This window comes from Pseudonocardia sp. Cha107L01 (assembly GCF_052566575.1).
Genome location: NZ_CP199579.1, coordinates 1,918,979 through 1,934,697, shown reverse-complemented (window position 1 = coordinate 1,934,697; position 15,719 = coordinate 1,918,979). Strand labels below are relative to the sequence as shown.

The following is a 15,719-nucleotide window of genomic DNA, read 5'->3' as shown; positions in this document are numbered from 1 at the left end:
GAACATGTGATCCCTCAGCCGGGAGTGTCGGGCCGACGTGCCGGACTCTCGGGCGTGGCGAGATCCACGACCACCGCACCGCACGGGCGCGACTGGGAGTTCGCCGTGCTGCATGCGGTGCTGCGCCGCCTGCGACGCGGCGCCCACGTGCTCGCCGCGCACGCCGCGGAACCGGCCGCGCAGAACTAGGTATCGCACGGCCGTGCGATGTCGCACGGCCGTCGCGGGCGCAGTGTCGCTGTCAGGTCATCCGACCGAAAACAGCGACAGCGAAGGTCTCACCATGTCTGGACTGAACGGAAAGATCGCCGTCGTCACCGGCGGGAGCAGCGGCATCGGCCTGGCCACCGCGCAGCGGTTCGTCAAGGAAGGCGCCTACGTCTTCATCACCGGCCGACGGCAGTCCGAACTGGACAAGGCGAAGGCCCTGCTCGGTGAGAACGCGACGACCGTGCGGGCCGATGCCACCAGCACCGCCGACCTCGACCGCCTGTTCCAGACGGTCCTGGAGGAGAAGGGCAAGCTCGACATCCTGGTCGCCAACTCCGGTCGCGTCGAGCCGGAGGAGTTCGGGAACGTCACCGAGGAAAACTTCGACAAGACCTTCGACCTGAACGCCCGGGCGGCCCTGTTCACCGCGCAGAAGGCGCTGCCACTCATGCGCGACGGCGGCTCGATCGTCCTGGTCGGCTCCATCGCCGGTTACAAGGGCATCAACGGCTACAGCACCTACAGCGCGACCAAGGCGGCGGTGCGCTCCTACGCCCGCACCTGGACCCAGGAGTTCAAGGACCGGGGCATCCGGATCAACACCCTGAGCCCCGGGCCGATCGACACCCCGATCATGGACGGCCAGGCCGACACCAAGGAAGGCGCCGACGCCATCCGCGCCGCCTTCGCCTCGGTCATCCCGCTCGGCCGCATGGGACAGCCCGAAGAAGTGGCCGCCGCCGCCTACTTCCTGGCCTCCGACGAGAGCAGCTTCGTCACCGGCACCGACCTCGCCGTCGACGGCGGCATGGCCCAGGTCTGAATCCACCTCCCGACCGCTGAAAGGACTCCACCATGACCAACTCCGTGATCGGCCTGAGCATCGACTGCTCCGACGCCGCCAAGCTCGCCCAGTTCTGGGCCGACGTCCTCGGTCGAACGGTGAACGCAGCGCCAACCGCTGAGTTCGCCGCCATCGACTCAACCGATTCCGCCCACGGCCCCCGGCTGGCGTTCCACCAGGTCCCCGAGGCCAAGACGATCAAAAATCGGCTGCACCTGGACCTGATCAGCGGCCAGTTCGCCGCCGAAACCGAGCGACTGCTGTCCCTGGGCGCCACCCGCGTCAACGACGCCGCCAAGGGCGCCGCGCGGTGGACCACCTTCCGCGACCCCGAGGGCAACGAGTTCGACCTGGTTGCCGACTGACTGAGCCCGGCGGCCCGCCGCACAACACCCACCAGCACGGGAGAACGATGAACCACCCACACCAGGACCAGGCCGCGCAGCAGTACGTGCCCAGCCCCAGCGAGCGCGTCCGAGACCAGGTGGCGCTCTACGAAGCCACCGGCGGACGGCACTCTCGAAGGGCGCCCCGTCGTCATCCTCACCATGACCGGCGCCACCAGCGGCAACATCCGCAAAACACCGATCATGCGGATCGAGCGCGACGGCACCTACCTCGCCGTCGCCTCCGCCGGTGGCGCACCGAACCACCCCGCCTGGTACCGCAACCTGATCACCCACCCTCGGCTGCGCCTGCAGGACGGAACCACGGTGCACTCCCTGCGCGCCCGCGAAGTGTTCGGCGCGGAGAAAGCGGAAGCCTGGGAACTGGCCGAATCACGATGGCCGCACTTCCCGGAGTACCGAGCCAGAGCCGGACGCGAAATCCCGATCCTGCTCCTCGAACCGGACCCGGAACGATGACCACCCGCGATACGGAAAAACCCAGCTCGACCGAGCACGGGCACAGGGCGGGCGTCACCGGCTGGATTGGGGTCGGTGCGGTCACGCTCGGCACCTTCACCCTGGTCACGAACGAGTTCATTCCGGTCGGGCTGCTGACGAACATCGCCGACGACATGCAGGTCTCGATCGGGGCGGCGGGCACCACCGTCACCGTTCCCGGGCTCGTCGCGGCCGCGGCGGCACCGCTCGTCACCGTCGCGGTCGGCAACCTGGACCGTCGGATCGTGCTCGCGCTGATGAGCATCGCCTTCATCGTGGCCGACGTGGTCGCCGCGTTCGCCCCGAACATCGGGGTCCTGCTGCTCGCCCGGTTCGCCCTGGGCCTGGGTATCGGCGGGTTCTGGGCGATCGGCGCGAGCATCGGCGGGCGTCTGGTGGGGCCGGCCTCGGCGGGGCGCGCTACCGCGCTGATCTTCTCCGGGGTGTCCATCGCCACCGTGCTCGGGGTTCCGCTCGGCACCTACCTCGGTGGCCTGTTCGGCTGGCGGACCGCGTTCCTGGCCACGGCGGTGCTCGGGCTCGCGGCACTCGCCCTGCAGGTGACGTTCCTGCCACCGTTGCGGGTGGACCAGCCGGTGACCTTCCGCCAGCTGGCCTCGGTGCTGCGCGGCCCGAACGGCCGGGCCGGGCTGATCGCGACGCTGCTGCTGGTGGTCGGCAACTTCGCGGCCTATACCTTCATCGAGCCGTTCCTGCTGCAGCGGACCGGGGTCAGCGCCGGGCTGGTCAGCCTGTTCCTGCTGCTGTACGGCGTCGCGGGAATCGTGGGCAACTTCGCCGTCGGGCGGCCGCTGGCCACCCGAATGCGCCCCACCATCCTCGCGGTCATCACCGTCCTCGGTCTCTCGATCCTCGCCATGCCCCTGCTGGGCCTGTCCACACCCGGAGCATTCTTGGTACTGGCCTTCTGGGGCCTCAGCTACGGCGCCCTGCCCGTAGCGATGCAGACGTGGGTGTTCACCGCCGACCGGATCAAGTCCGAAGGTGGCTCGGCGCTCTACATCTCCACGTTCCAGATCTCCCTTGCATTGGGAGCATTAGTCGGCGGCCGCATTGTCGATGCTGCCACTGTCTCCACCACCATGTTCACCGGCGCCGCGCTCGCCGCTCTCGCACTCATCACATTCGCGGCACTCAGCAAGCCTGTCCCTGTCGACAAGATCTGAATCGGGGGCCGATCGTGGAAGCTTATTGGCCGCCGGACTACATCCAGCACAGCGCACATAACCGCTAGGAATTCGTCAGCTTAGGAAGGCAATGATGAGCGAGCAGGTTGTGTTGGTCACCGGAGCTCTAGCCGGAATCGGACGGGCCACGGCGACCGCTTTCGCCCGCGACGGCGCATCCGTCGTTGTCTCCGGGCGGCGCGACGAGGAAGGCAAGGCGCTGGCCGCCGAGCTCCGAGAGCTGGGTGGCAAGGCCGAGTACATCCGCGCCGACGTCACGATCGAGGACGACGTCCGCGCGCTGATCGAGGGGACCGTCCAGATCTTCGGCAGGCTCGACGCGGCCGTCAACAATGCCGGCTACACCGGCAGCGTCGGCCCTCTGTCGGCTCAGACCGCCGAGGCGTACGACACCGTGTTCAACACCAACGTCCGCGGCCTGCTGTTCTCGCTGAAGCATGAGCTGCGGGTCATGGTCGAGCAGGGCCACGGCAGCATCGTCAACCTGTCCTCGACCTTCGGCGAGCGCGGCGGCCGAGGCGCTGGCCTGTACGTGGCCAGCAAGCACGCGGTGAACGGGTTCACCCGCTCCGCCGCCCTCGAGGTCGCAGCCGAAGGTATCCGGGTCAACGCGGTCGCCCCCGGTCCCGTGGCCACCGCCGGCCTGGACAACTTCACCGGGGGCGGCGACGCCAGCGCCGCGATGGCCGCCGGCGTGCCCATGGGTCGCCTCGGCCACGTCGACGAAATCGCCGACGTCATCAAGTTCCTCGCCTCACCCGAGGCCAGATTCATCACCGGCCAGATCGTCGCCGTCAACGGCGGCAAGACGGCTGCCTGACCACGCCGGCCTGGGCCACAAAGGGAGCATCGCATGGCGGGACGCCTCGAGGGCAAGCGCGTCATCCTCACCGACCCGGGCTAGTACAGCGGCCCGTTCGCCTTCACACCAGCGCAGGAGGGCACGGACGAGGAGATGGAGCGACTGATGAGCTCGATCTTCTACCCCATGCATCGCATGATCAAGACTGTACTCCCCCAGATGCTCGCGCGAAAGAACGGCAAGATCGTGGTGACGAGCAGTGTGAATGCAATCAAGGGGCGTGCGGGCGGGGCCACCCTCTACAGCGCGGCCGCCGTCCCCGCCGGGCGCTTGGCCTCGATGGAGGAATTCGCCAGGACGGCGCTCTTCCTCGCCGGTCCGGAGAGTGACTTCTTTTATGGCCAGGTCATTCCCTTCACGGGTGGGTGGGCCGTCTGAAAATGCCGCGCCCAGCCACAGGAGAACCGAAACGATGAACGAAACAGCGCAGGCACACGCCGAAGAGGGGTTGCGACAGGCCCACTCGGAACCGTCGCTGACCACTGCCCTGACCGCGGCGGTGCGCAACCCTGTCAGCCACGACGACTTTGATCCCAAGACCGCATTAGCCAGCCTTCTCGCCGATATCGGCATGGACATCTCCGAGACAGGCGGCTCCGTCGAGTTCCTCGGCGCCGACCCCGTGGTGCCCAGCCCGTTGCGGCTCGGCGCCGGCGCGGCCATTACCCTCGCCGCGAAGTCGGCCGCCGTGGCCAAGCTCTGGCGACTGCGCGGGCGGGGCGGACAGGACATCTCGGTCGACCTGCGGCCGGCCCCGCATCGACTGTGTCCCTTCTACGACCAGCGCTGGGAACAGCTGGGCGGGTACTCGACCGGAATGCCCGCGACCGAGGACGAAGGATTCGGTTTCCGCTTCTACCGCACGGCGGACGGCCGCTGGATGATGCCGCTGAACCCGTACCGCAACCTGCGCCGCACCGCGCAACGCCTGCTCGGCGTGCCCGACGATGCCGAAGCCGTACGGGCCGCCATCTCCGGCTGGCGCGGCCTGGAGCTCGAGCAGGCCGGTGTGGCCGCGGGCTGCGTGATGCCGATGCTGCGCAGCATCGAGGAGCTGCTGGCCGAGCCGCACTACCGGGACCACCTCGCCACGATGCCGCTCATCGAGGTCACCAAGATCGGCGACTCCGCGCCCGAACCACTGGCGGCCCAGGTCACCCAGCCCCTCGCGGGCATCCGAGCTCTCGGCATGGGGCACGTCATCGCCGGCGCCGGGGCGGGGCGCGCGCTGGCCCTGCACGGTGCCGATGTACTCAACATCTGGCGCCCCGGCGAAGAAGAGAACCCGACGACCTACGCGACGGCGAACGTCGGGGTCCGCTCCACGCTCGTCGACCCACGCACTTCTGACGGCGCGGAACGAATCCGAGCGTTGCTCGGCGAAGCCGACGTGTTCTACGCCAACCGCCGGCCCGGCTACCTCGAAGACATCGGGCTCTCGGCCGATGAGGCGAGCGCCATCCGCCCGGGCATCATCTATGCGACGGTGTCGCTGAACGGACTGTCCGGCCCTTGGGCGCACCGGATCGGGTTCGACCAGAGCGCGGGCTGCCTGGCCGGGATCATGAATCTGGAAGGCGATGCGAACAGCCCCGCGTTGCCAACCATCAAAGTCGTCAATGACTACATCACGGCGTGGCTACTCAGCACCGGCATAGTCGAGGCGCTCGCCCGCCGCGCCGGCGACGGCGGCAGCTACCGCGTCCATGTATCGCTGACCCGAGCCGCACTGTGGCTCATCAGCCTAGGACTCTTCGAGAAGTCCTACGCCACGGCCGTCGCGGGCACTGGCGGCGCGCACGCATATCTCGACCCTGAAACGTTCACCGCGGACACCCCGATGGGCCGCTACCAGGGGGTGACCGATCAGGTCAGCATGTCGCAAACCCCGGGCTGCTACCGGGACGTCCTGGTCCCCCAGGGCTCGAGCCGAGCGGAATGGCTCCACCGATTCTAATGAACAGACTGGTCTACCTAGTCTGTCAAAGCAGGAACCGAAGATCCCCGGCCCCGATCACCCGATCACCCTTGAGAGCACCCGACGTTCACGTAGTCGCCCGCGTCTGCCACGGGCGCCGCGATGAGCCTCACCATCTCCATGATGGGCGTGGGCAGCTGCTCATCGCGACCGCGCCGACGGGGATACAGGTTTAGGAGCATGCCCATTCCACTGACCTGGAGTCGCAGGGAAGAGGCACCGTGAGACCTGGTGCCACTGGTTCTCGCCTGCCCCTAACCAGCCCGGTGGTCCCCTCTCAGGTCACGGTTGCTCGCCGTGGCCGCTTGATCCTGCCGGGCGGTTCAGCTGGGGTGCCCTTGGCCAGCACGGCGAGCAGCGCCCAACCTGCCACCGCGATCAGGTGCGGGGTCTCGGCGAGCGGGGTGGTTTGGCCCATTGCGCTGTCGATGATCGCCAGTACCACCAGCAGCCCGGTGGCGGCCCCGACCAGCGGTAAGGTGCCGCGGGCGCGGGCCGGGCGCAGCGCGGCGGCGAGATAGCCCACCGCCAGCGCCAGGTTGAACGCGCCGAGCTCGTGGGCGGCCTGCACTGGAACCCCTGCTCCGGCGTCACCGAGGATCAACGCCGGAATGATGATCACTAGTTGCGCTGCGGCGGCGACCGCCAATCCCCACCTGGTGAACCGGTAGGCGGGTCGGGCGGGGCGGCGGGCCGACTGATCGGCGAGCACGGCGGCCAACAGTTGCGGGGTGCGATCCGGCAGTGCCCGCGCCGAGGTCAGCCGGACCCTTCTGGTGAGCCGGTGCACCGATTCCTGCCACACCGCGCAGTACGGGCAGTCGGCCAGGTGCTCGGCGATCGTCTCGGTCATCGCCGGCTCGGTCTCACCGTCCACCTGGGCGGACAATGCCGCGCGCGCGGCGGCGCAGTCATCGTCCTGGGCTAGTCGCCCGGTCGGCGGGTTCGGTGCCCGCCTGTTCCATCGGTTAGTCCATCGCATCTGGACGCGCCTCCATCTCGGTGCGCCGCGAGGTGCCGCGCTCCAGTGCCTGAATCAGATCGGCGCGCGCTCGGGCCACTCGGGAGCCTATGGTCCCGGGCGGGCACCCACAGATGTCCCCCGCCTCGGCATAGGACAGTCCGAGTATCTGGGTGAGCACGAAAGCGCTGCGCCGATCCTCCGGTAGTTGTGTCAACAGTTCTCGTATCTCGGCCTGGTCGTCGTCCGCCGCCGGAGGCCCCGGAAGCTCAGTGTCGAACTCGGCACTGAACTCCGGGACCAACGTCTCCCGGCGGCGTCGACGGATCCGGCGGCGGAGTTCGTCCATGCATACCCGCCGGGTGATGGACAGCAGCCAGGTCCGCGCCGAGGACTCCCGCCGGAAGTCGGGCAGCGCCCGGAATACCCGCAGGTAGGTCTCCTGGGCGAGGTCCTCGGCGCTGTCCTTGTCCACGAGGTAGGCGCACAGTGAGTACACCTCCGCCTGGGTGGCCCTGATAAACGAGGCCATCACCGAGGGCTCACCGCGGCGGGCCTGCACGGCCAGCCTGGTCAGCTCGTCCATCTCACCACCGAATCATCCCCGAATTTCTCGGCTGCCGCGGTGGGGCCTGCTCATCAGGACGCTCCGGCGCGGACGGCCTGTTCGATCCGGTCGCCCAGGTCCTTGTCGATGTTGCGCCAGTACTCGAGGGCGCGGAGCAGGATCGGCTCGGACACCCCGCCGAGCAGATGCCCGGCGACGTTGTTGACCAGTCGTGCCCGGGCGGCGTCGTCGAGTACCTCACGGACCATCACACCGGCCTGGCTGTAGTCGTCGTCGTCCTTGCGCAGGGTGTACGCGGAGCGGACCATGTCGCCGTCGGAGTGCCAGAGCACCTCGTTGGTGCGCGACGGGTCAGCCTTCGGGCCACCGTAGGAGTTCGGCGCGTAGACCGGATCGGAGGCATTGACAGTGCGCCCGACACCGTCCTTGGAGTAGCTGTGCACCTCAACCTTGGGCCGGTTCACCGGGATCTGCTTGTAGTTGACCCCAAGCCGGGCGCGGTGCGCATCGGCGTAGGAGAACCCACGGGCCAGCAGCATCTTGTCCGGGCTCAGGCCCGTACCGGGGACCTGGTTGTTCGGCTCGAACGCGGCCTGCTCGATCTCGGTGTGGTAGTCGGTGGCGTTGCGGTCGAGCGTGAGCCGGCCGACCTCGATCAGCGGGTAGTCGCCGTGCGGCCAGGTCTTGGTCAGGTCGAACGGGTTGATGTGGTAGGTCTTGGCGTCCTCGAACGGCATGATCTGCATCTTCAACGTCCAGCTGGGGAAGTTCCCGGCTTCGATCGAGCTGTACAGATCACGCTGGTGGTAGTCGGCGTCCTGCCCGGCGATCCGGTCGGCGTCGGCCTGGGTGAGGAACTCGATGCCCTGGTCGGTGATGAAGTGGTACTTCACCCAGAACTTCTCACCGTGGGCGTTGGCCCAGCTGTAGGTGTGGCTGGAGTAGCCGTTCATGTGCCGCCAGGACTTCGGGATGCCCCGGTCCCCCATCAACCAGGACAGCATGTGCGCCGACTCCGGCACCAGGGTCCAGAAGTCCCACTGCATGTCGTTGTCGCGCAAGTTGTTCGCCGCACGGCGCTTCTGCGACCGGATGAAATGCTGGAACTTCATCGGGTCGCGGATGAAGAACATCGGGCAGTTGTTCCCGACGATGTCGAGGTTGCCCGCCGAGGTGTAGAACCGCAGCGAGAACCCACGCGGGTCCCGCCACGTATCGGGGGTACCGCGCTCACCGGCGACGGTGGAGAACCGGATCAGTGTGTCGGTCCTGGTTCCCGGCTGGAACACCGCCGCGCTGGTGTACGCGCGGACATCGCCGGTCACCTCGAAGCGACCGAACGCGCCACCACCCTTGGCGTGCGGCTGACGCTCCGGGATCCGCTCCCGGTTGAAGTTCGCCATCTGCTCGATCAGATAGTGATCGTTCAGCAGAATCGGGCCATCCGGGCCCACAGTGAGCGAGAGCTCATCACTCGCCACCGGGATACCGGCGTCCGTCGTCGTCGGCCTGGGATGCGTGTTGGTCATGATCGTGCCTCCTATCAGTGGGCGGGACTACTTGTCGTCGGGGTTGAGCGCCCGGAACGCGAGCCCGGCGGCGACACCGGCGAGCAGCTCGGCAACCAGGTAGATCAGCGCCGTCCACGGGAACAGGCCCATGACCGCGCCACCGAGCACCACAGCCGGGTTGAACGCACCACCGGAGATCCCACCGACGGCCACCGCACCGACCATCACGGTGAAACCGATCGCCAACCCGTAGAAGGAGTTGTCCGGGTGGTCCTTGCTAGTGGCGACGTTCAGCACCACATAGGCCAGGGCGAAGGTGAACAGCAGCTCCACCACGAACGCGGCCACCAGTGCGTGACCGGACAACGCCAGGGTCGTCGCCGAACCCGGAGCGACGACCGCGCGCACAACCAGCGCCGCCAGCACACCGGCAACGAACTGCGAGACCCAGTACCCGACGGCCTCACCGCCGCCGATCCGGCCCCGCACCAGCGCCGCCATCGTCACCGCGGGGTTGTAGTGCCCACCGGAGATGTGCCCTCCGGCGTAGATCATCACCATCAGAGCGGCGCCGATGGCCAACGGGGCAAGCGTGCTGCCGCCGCGCACACTGGCGCCGACTGTGAATACGAGGAAGAACGTCCCGATCAGCTCGGTACCGAGCTTGCGGGTAGTAACATGATCGACAACCCTCGTGGTTCCGTAGGGTGCCGCACCAAATGTGGTGGCCATTTCTTGTCCTCAGCTGATGTCTCGGATGCACCCGCGAGCACGAGTGCGCAGAGGTAGTCGTCAGCCGGGCAACGAACCTTCCATCGCCGGCGGAGACCTCGCTCACAGCCCTCCAGCACCGCTGAACTCAAGCCCGCGGGCCCGGACCGGCTTTACCAAGCGATTGACTGTGGCTGGTCAAGGCCTGGCCTCGCCGCGCCTATCTTCGGTCTCATGCTGATGCTCTCGTATCGTGGGAGTTGAACAGAGCCTCTTGGTCGCCGTGCTGCTGGCGGACATTGGCGGCCCCGCTGACCGCTATCCACAGCCAGCGTGACTTCGTGCACTGACCGTGCGGAGCCTCGCGCGCATCGCGGGCTGCGCAGGCCTGCACTGACACGGACCAGCAAGGAGCACCACAGCATGAAGTCCCGGCCGCCCACCGAGACCCCGGCAGGTCACTCGCGCAACCCGTACTGGCTGGTCGCGACGGTGGGACTCGTGGTGGTGCTGGCCATGATCGCGGCCTTCGCCGCGTTGCTCGAGCAGGTGGGCCACGGGACCGGACTGGCACGCTACGACCTGCCGGCCGTCGCCGCGCTGGCCACCGCGCGCAACCGCGGTGCGGTGATCCTGCTGCGGATCGTGACCACGATAGGCAGCCCGGTGGCCATGACCCTGATCGCGGTCGCCGTGTGCGGGTGGATCGCCTGGCGGGTACGGGGTGTCACACCGCTGGTGATCGGAACCGTGGGGGTAGGCGGTATCGGGGCAATCGACACCGCGACGAAGGACGGGGTGGCTCGGGCCCGGCCACCGGTATGGCTGCACGCCGTCGAAGCCGGTGGCTACAGTTTCCCCTCCGGACACGCCATCTTCTCCGCGCTGGTGGTCCTGCTCTGTGCCACGTTGCTGACCCGTTGGGTAGTGCGTGGCCGCGGCCCGCGCGGGGTGCTGTGGGTGTCCTCGGTCGTGCTGGTCCTCGCGGTCGGGTTCTCCCGAGTCTTCCTGGGCGTGCATTACCCGACCGACGTCCTCGCCGGCTGGGCGCTCGCCATCGCCTGGGGCACAGCGGTCCTCGTCACCTCGGGGCTGCTGATCCCCGGGGGCCATCTGCCCAGCTCCGCTCGCCGCTGAGCCGCTAGGCCCCGGTTCGGTCAACGCTGACTGCCGGACCGGGCACGACGCGGATCGACCCGGACTGAGGAGGCTCAGGGGTGCGTTGTGTAGCGTTCCTACACGTGCCACGCGTTCTGTTGATCGACGCTGCGGCTCCGAGCGGCGGAGTCCTCGGTCAGGGTCTGGGGCGCGAGGGATTCGAGGTCGTCGTCGCCGGCGACGGTCCCACTGGATTGCGTGCGGCTCTGCACTCCGCATTCGACCTGATTCTGCTCGAACTCGCGGTTCCGGGGTTGTCGGGTTGCCAGGTGGTGCAGAGGTTGCGGGCCCAAGGGGTGGACACCCCGGTACTGATCATCGCGGCCAAGGACGGCGAGGCCGACCAGATCAACGGGCTCGATCAGGGTGCGGACGGATTCCTGCGCAAGCCGTTGTCCGTTCCGTTGGCCCTCGCACAGATCCGCGCCATGCTGCGACGACGGCGCCTGGATTCCCGCCAGCCGAGGCCCTACCGGGTCGGCGGGTTGGTCGTCGACCCGCTAGCCAAGCAGGTCAGCTACGCGGGTTGCCCGATCAGGTTGAGCCCACGCGAGTTCGAGCTGCTGCACGTCCTGGCCAGCCGCCCGGCGACGCCTGTGAGTAAGACCGAGCTACTGAAACTGGTCTGGGGTGGGACCGAGGCCGCTTCCGCCAACGCGGTCGAGGTCTACGTCGGATACCTGCGACGCAAGCTCCGAACCGCCGGTGCCGACCACCTGCTGCGCACCGTGCCCGGGCGCGCCTACCAGATTGCCGTGGACGTCAACGTGCGCCCTTCCTCGCGGTGACCCTCCGCAACGGGCCGAACAGCACCGGGGTCGCGGCCAGGGTGAGCGCGGCGGACGTGATCACCACCGGCCAGGCCAGCGAGCTCGGCTCGACCACGGCGCGGACCAGCAGGTAGCCGGCGAGCTGAGCCGCCGTGACCAGCCCGAGTGCCAGCGTCGCCCAGGACACGCGCAGCGACCACCGCTGCAGGCTCGCACGCACCCGGGGGTACGCCCAGAGCCGCCCGCTACACCCGATCAGCAACACTCCGAGCACCGCCGCGGTCAACGTCAACGTGCCCGCGAGTGCGCCGCCGGCGTCGAGTATCACCACCGGCATCGGCTCGGTGTGCTCGGTCCAGGGCTCCGCCGGACCGGCGACGATCACGCCGGTCCAGATCGTCCCCGCCGTGACTCCGAGAGCCAGCAGCACCATGGTGAGCCGACGCAGGTGCGGCCGGGCGAGCTCCGCGTGCAGCGCGCCGGCCATGCCGTCCAGCGGGCCGAACTCGGCCACAGCACGGTCGGCCGCCAACGTGGGCCCTGCACCCTCGGCGACCTGCTCCTCGATGCGGCACAGCAGGTGGTCCCGCAGCTCGTCCATCAGGTCGGCGGCTCCGACGTCGGCCGCCCTGGGCCAGATCTTGGCTCGCAGTCGCTCCAGGTAGCGCTCGACCGCCGGTTGCGCAGGGCCGGCCTCCTCGGACTCCCCTAACCTCATGCCAGGACGCCCGGAACGGGCATCGCCGCCCGCGGGCCCAGCGCCGCACCCATCACGGCCACGAAGTCGGCCCACAGGCCGCGCTGCTCATCCAGCGAGCGCCGTCCTCGATCTGTGAGCTCGTACTCGCGGCGCCGGCGGCCGGGACTGGTTGTCCAGGTACCCACGATCAGACCGGCCCCCTCGAGCCGGCGCAGCGCCGGGTACAGCGTGCCGCTCTCCAGGTCCACCACTCCCCCGGTGCGACAACGCAGCTCCGTCATCACGGCGAACCCGTGCGCGGGACCCGGCTCCAGCGCGGCGAGCAGCAAGCCATCGAGATGGCCCTTCAACGCCTCGGCCCGCATGCCGTCGCCCTCTCCTCACGCCCTCCCCGCCGAGGCCGCCGCCGTACTCCCGACAGAGGTCCGGCACCTGCCGGAGGGGACATCTCAATTATGTGGAACAACTACTGTCGACAGACTATCGAACTGGTCGGGATTCACACACGCGCCGATCACGGGCGCAGCGTCGTGACCGGGGCCGAGCACGACCGAGCCAGCCAGCCACGAGACGCCGGGTCCTACCGAAGGTAGGCCCGCAGAAACTCCGTCGCCGCGGCGTCGTACCTGACGGGATCCTGGTCCCAGGCGCGGGTGTGACCGGCGTCGGGGATCTCCAGGTACCGCACATCCCACCCCCGGGCCGGCGCCCTGGCGACGAAGCGCCGCGCGGTTTCTACTGGAACCAGGGTGTCTGCCGTTCCCTGAATCACCAGGACCGGCGGCTCGGTCCGCGGTGGATGCACGTCGAGGTCGAGATCGCCGGGATCGGTACCGGTCCGCATTCGGATGAGCTGTGCCGCACCCCAGACCACCGGCCGCCAGATCCCACCCTCGTCGGCCTGGAACCGCATTGTTGCCAGCAGGCTCAGAACCGGCGAATCGAGGACCACCGCGGATACCAGGCCGGCCACCGCCGAATGCGCCAGGAACGCGGATATCAGCGTGGCTCCCATTGACCACCCGTACAAGACCACGCGGCGGGCGCCCATTTTCCCCGCGACCTGGACAGCGGCGTCCAGGTCACGCCATTCCGTGCCACCCAGATGCGCCAGTCCATCGGGCGACCCCGGCGCCGAATAGTCGTTGCGATAGGTGATATCAAGAATCGGAATCGCCAGCGCATGCACCGCGGCAACAGCCCGCAACGGCTCGACCCTGCTGGCGTTGAGGCCGTGCACCATGATCGCCCAGGTGGCATCGGCAGTGCCGCGCGAGGGGATGTACCAGGCAGGAGCAGGACCTAGTTCGGTCTGTACCAGGACCTCGGAGAACGACAGCGCCGGCACTGTCCCACCGCCACCGACGATCGCCCCGGAGACGGTCGACGGGTTCGGCTCGATGAACCGGTTGGCATAGTTCCAGCAGCTCACGACGTAGATCGTGCCCAGTACGCTGAGCGCCAGGCAGACCAGTAGCGACGCCGAGACGATCAGCCTCCCGGCGCGACGCTGACTCGGAGGGTCGATCGGGAGTCTCGGACCCCGGGTCATCCGGTAAGTGTAGCGATCCTACTTTCGACGTTGACGAAGCCGGGAGGAGCGTCGCCCCCACCCCACGGTTGGTCACCCGACCGGTTGAGTTTCTCCCAACTTGAACTGCGCTTATCGACAGTTTGCCGAGCGCTAACTCTGACCGTGGATGCTCATGGTGAGGTCCCAATGACGTCGAGCTCATCGAGCAACCCCGCACTGATACTGAATAGTCAGTGCGCCCAGTCTTCTTTCGGGGGAAGGAGGAGAATGAGTAAGCTCCCCATGATCACCGCGTAATTCTGGATTATGAAGATTCTCGCCACCACGCTCGGCGAGACCGGCGGCGATCTGGTGGCCCAGACTCTCAATGTCGGGTGATCCTTGCCACCAGCACGGCCGGCACCACGATGTCCGACTTCATGAACCGAACCGCGGGTCTCGGCTACGCCAACGGCGCGTTGGTGCTGATCGGGCGAACACCCTGGGGACCTCCACCGGCGATTTCTTGGCCCACAACACGGGACTCGGCTTCGTCGCCAGCACCGTCGTCATCACCGCTGCGCTCGTACTGATCGTGGCGGCGCACTACCTCACCCCGATCGCTCCGGCGATGCTGTTCTGGAGCGCGTACGTGCTCACCCGGCCGTTCGGCGCCAACGCCGGCAACACACTGAGCAAGACCCACGACGAGGGCGGCCTGGGACTGGGGACCCTGGGCGCCTCGGGAGTTCTCGCGGCGCTACTCGTGGGGCTGGTGGTCTATCAGACCCTCACCAGTCGCCGTCAGACACGCGAACTGGTCCCCGCCGGCGACGACCTCGCCCGCTGACACCTCAGCCACACGGCATTACCCCTGATCGTCTAACCATTGATCGCTTCCAGGAGGTTCTATGAGTTACGGCAATGCTCTTCGGCACGAAGTGCGCTCCGGCAACATCACTCCGCTCATCGGGGTGTTCGACATGTTCTCCGCCTCGGTCGCCGCCTCGCACTACGACGGCCTGTTCGTCTCCGGTTTCGGCTTCGCCGCTTCCCACTACGGCCTGCCGGACATCGGATTCATCGCCTGGCCAGACATGGTCAACTTCGTGCAGCGGCTCCGACTGGCATTCCCCCGCCACCACCTGCTCGTCGACATCGACGACGGCTACGTCGACCCGGAAGTCGCGTGCCACGTGGTGGAGCACCTCGAGCAGATCGGTGCCTCGGGGATCGTGCTGGAGGACCAGAAACGGCCTCGCCGCTGCGGGCACGTGGACGGCAAGCAGATTCTGCCGCTCGAGGAGTACCTGGAGAAACTGAACCTGGTACTCGAGACCCGCGAGGACCTGCTGGTGGTGGCGCGCACCGACGCCACCGAGGAGACCGAGATCCTGCGCCGGGCCGAGGCCCTCGCGGCGACCGACGCCGACGTCCTGCTCGTCGACGGTGTGCGCAGCATCGAGCGGATCCGGAAGGTCCGGGCGGTCATCGGCGACAAACCGCTGCTGTTCAACCAGATCGCCGGCGGCAAGTCGCCGCGACTGTCGCTCTCGGAGCTACAGGACCTGGGCGTGAACGTCGCGATGTACAGCACCCCGTGCCTGTTCGCCGCACAAACCGCCATGGACCAGGCGATGCTCGAGCTCAGGGCCCAGGACGGCCGACTGCCCGAGATCAAGGACGGCGACGTGGGCGTCGCGGCCTCACTTGCCCTGCTGGAGGAAAACATCAGCCGCCACCACCCGAGTCACTCGCGGGAGCCGCTCGCGGTCTGACCGTCGCGCGGGCGCACGTGCCGCCGGTCCGATACCCGGGCGGCACGTGCGTCGGCCCGC

Annotated in this window: 20 protein-coding genes and 1 pseudogene; 14 read left to right on the top strand and 7 right to left on the bottom strand. The window is 68.0% G+C overall.

Going from position 1 to position 15,719, the window contains the following annotated elements; all coding sequences use genetic code 11:
* The first annotated feature begins 54 nt into the window (after positions 1-54).
* The 8 genes and pseudogenes from ACTXG6_RS09240 to ACTXG6_RS09205 all read left to right on the top strand — a co-directional run bounded on the left by ACTXG6_RS09240 (position 55) and on the right by ACTXG6_RS09205 (position 5,968).
* Positions 55-189, top strand: coding sequence for a hypothetical protein (locus tag ACTXG6_RS09240; protein WP_445187338.1), 135 nt, complete (start codon positions 55-57; stop codon positions 187-189).
* A gap of 94 nt (positions 190-283) precedes the next feature.
* Positions 284-1,033 (top strand): SDR family NAD(P)-dependent oxidoreductase, encoded by a 750-nt coding sequence (locus tag ACTXG6_RS09235; RefSeq protein ID WP_445187337.1) that lies wholly within the window; start codon positions 284-286, stop codon positions 1,031-1,033.
* 32 nt (positions 1,034-1,065) lie between these two features.
* The gene (locus ACTXG6_RS09230) at positions 1,066-1,419 is read left to right on the top strand and encodes a VOC family protein (RefSeq protein ID WP_445187336.1); all 354 of its coding nucleotides are present in this window, start codon (positions 1,066-1,068) and stop codon (positions 1,417-1,419) included.
* A 174-nt stretch (positions 1,420-1,593) separates the two neighbouring features.
* Positions 1,594-1,920, top strand: a complete 327-nt coding sequence (locus tag ACTXG6_RS09225) for a nitroreductase/quinone reductase family protein (RefSeq protein ID WP_445189961.1) — start codon at positions 1,594-1,596, stop codon at positions 1,918-1,920.
* On the top strand, positions 1,917-3,128 hold the full coding sequence (locus ACTXG6_RS09220; RefSeq protein WP_445187335.1) for an MFS transporter: 1,212 nt from the start codon (positions 1,917-1,919) through the stop codon (positions 3,126-3,128). The genes ACTXG6_RS09225 and ACTXG6_RS09220 overlap by 4 nt, the downstream gene beginning before the upstream one ends.
* Before the next feature lie 94 nt (positions 3,129-3,222).
* Complete coding sequence (locus ACTXG6_RS09215; RefSeq protein ID WP_445187334.1) at positions 3,223-3,969, top strand: SDR family NAD(P)-dependent oxidoreductase; 747 nt, start codon at positions 3,223-3,225, stop codon at positions 3,967-3,969.
* Between the two features lie 117 nt (positions 3,970-4,086).
* Positions 4,087-4,389, top strand: a pseudogene (locus tag ACTXG6_RS09210) (SDR family NAD(P)-dependent oxidoreductase); the annotation flags it as partial.
* Positions 4,349-5,968 (top strand): CoA transferase, encoded by a 1,620-nt coding sequence (locus ACTXG6_RS09205; RefSeq protein WP_445187333.1) that lies wholly within the window; start codon positions 4,349-4,351, stop codon positions 5,966-5,968. The pseudogene ACTXG6_RS09210 and the gene ACTXG6_RS09205, both read left to right, overlap by 41 nt.
* Positions 5,969-6,266: 298 nt before the next feature.
* On the opposite strand, the gene ACTXG6_RS09200 is transcribed toward ACTXG6_RS09205, so the two are convergent.
* The 4 genes from ACTXG6_RS09200 to ACTXG6_RS09185 are packed head-to-tail and all read right to left on the bottom strand — an operon-like array spanning position 6,267 to position 9,761.
* The gene (locus ACTXG6_RS09200) at positions 6,267-6,971 is read right to left on the bottom strand and encodes a zf-HC2 domain-containing protein (RefSeq protein ID WP_445187332.1); all 705 of its coding nucleotides are present in this window, start codon (positions 6,969-6,971) and stop codon (positions 6,267-6,269) included.
* Positions 6,958-7,536 (bottom strand): sigma-70 family RNA polymerase sigma factor, encoded by a 579-nt coding sequence (locus tag ACTXG6_RS09195; RefSeq protein ID WP_445187331.1) that lies wholly within the window; start codon positions 7,534-7,536, stop codon positions 6,958-6,960. The genes ACTXG6_RS09200 and ACTXG6_RS09195 overlap by 14 nt, the downstream gene beginning before the upstream one ends.
* A gap of 53 nt (positions 7,537-7,589) precedes the next feature.
* On the bottom strand, positions 7,590-9,047 hold the full coding sequence (locus ACTXG6_RS09190) for a catalase (protein WP_445187330.1): 1,458 nt from the start codon (positions 9,045-9,047) through the stop codon (positions 7,590-7,592).
* Positions 9,048-9,074: 27 nt separating this feature from the next.
* Positions 9,075-9,761, bottom strand: a complete 687-nt coding sequence (locus ACTXG6_RS09185) for an MIP/aquaporin family protein (RefSeq protein ID WP_445187329.1) — start codon at positions 9,759-9,761, stop codon at positions 9,075-9,077.
* Positions 9,762-10,163: 402 nt separating this feature from the next.
* Here ACTXG6_RS09185 and ACTXG6_RS09180 point away from each other — a divergent pair, with 402 nt between their 5' ends.
* Positions 10,164-10,877, top strand: a complete 714-nt coding sequence (locus tag ACTXG6_RS09180; protein ID WP_445187328.1) for a phosphatase PAP2 family protein — start codon at positions 10,164-10,166, stop codon at positions 10,875-10,877.
* 104 nt (positions 10,878-10,981) lie between these two features.
* Positions 10,982-11,686, top strand: coding sequence for a response regulator transcription factor (locus ACTXG6_RS09175; RefSeq protein WP_445187327.1), 705 nt, complete (start codon positions 10,982-10,984; stop codon positions 11,684-11,686).
* Here ACTXG6_RS09175 and ACTXG6_RS09170 read toward each other — a convergent pair.
* The 3 genes from ACTXG6_RS09170 to ACTXG6_RS09160 form a co-directional block, all read right to left on the bottom strand.
* A complete protein-coding gene (locus tag ACTXG6_RS09170; RefSeq protein WP_445187326.1) occupies positions 11,661-12,386 on the bottom strand; it encodes a permease prefix domain 1-containing protein in 726 nt (241 codons plus the stop codon). The two genes, ACTXG6_RS09175 and ACTXG6_RS09170, sit on opposite strands and share 26 nt — an antisense overlap.
* Entirely contained in the window at positions 12,383-12,733 is a 351-nt protein-coding gene (locus ACTXG6_RS09165; protein WP_445187325.1) for a PadR family transcriptional regulator, read from the bottom strand. Before ACTXG6_RS09165 ends, ACTXG6_RS09170 begins: the two co-directional genes overlap by 4 nt.
* A 215-nt stretch (positions 12,734-12,948) precedes the next feature.
* Positions 12,949-13,920 (bottom strand): alpha/beta hydrolase family protein, encoded by a 972-nt coding sequence (locus ACTXG6_RS09160; RefSeq protein ID WP_445187324.1) that lies wholly within the window; start codon positions 13,918-13,920, stop codon positions 12,949-12,951.
* A gap of 288 nt (positions 13,921-14,208) precedes the next feature.
* Here ACTXG6_RS09160 and ACTXG6_RS09155 point away from each other — a divergent pair, with 288 nt between their 5' ends.
* From ACTXG6_RS09155 to ACTXG6_RS09140, 4 genes are all read left to right on the top strand, one after another.
* Positions 14,209-14,280 carry a hypothetical protein gene (locus ACTXG6_RS09155; protein WP_445189960.1) on the top strand — a complete coding sequence of 24 codons (72 nt, stop codon included), beginning with the start codon at positions 14,209-14,211 and terminating at the stop codon, positions 14,278-14,280.
* A 29-nt stretch (positions 14,281-14,309) separates the two neighbouring features.
* Positions 14,310-14,474 (top strand): hypothetical protein, encoded by a 165-nt coding sequence (locus tag ACTXG6_RS09150; protein ID WP_445187323.1) that lies wholly within the window; start codon positions 14,310-14,312, stop codon positions 14,472-14,474.
* The gene (locus ACTXG6_RS09145) at positions 14,408-14,731 is read left to right on the top strand and encodes a hypothetical protein (RefSeq protein ID WP_445187322.1); all 324 of its coding nucleotides are present in this window, start codon (positions 14,408-14,410) and stop codon (positions 14,729-14,731) included. Before ACTXG6_RS09150 ends, ACTXG6_RS09145 begins: the two co-directional genes overlap by 67 nt.
* Before the next feature lie 61 nt (positions 14,732-14,792).
* Complete coding sequence (locus ACTXG6_RS09140) at positions 14,793-15,659, top strand: isocitrate lyase/PEP mutase family protein (RefSeq protein ID WP_445187321.1); 867 nt, start codon at positions 14,793-14,795, stop codon at positions 15,657-15,659.
* The last annotated feature ends 60 nt before the right edge of the window (positions 15,660-15,719 follow it).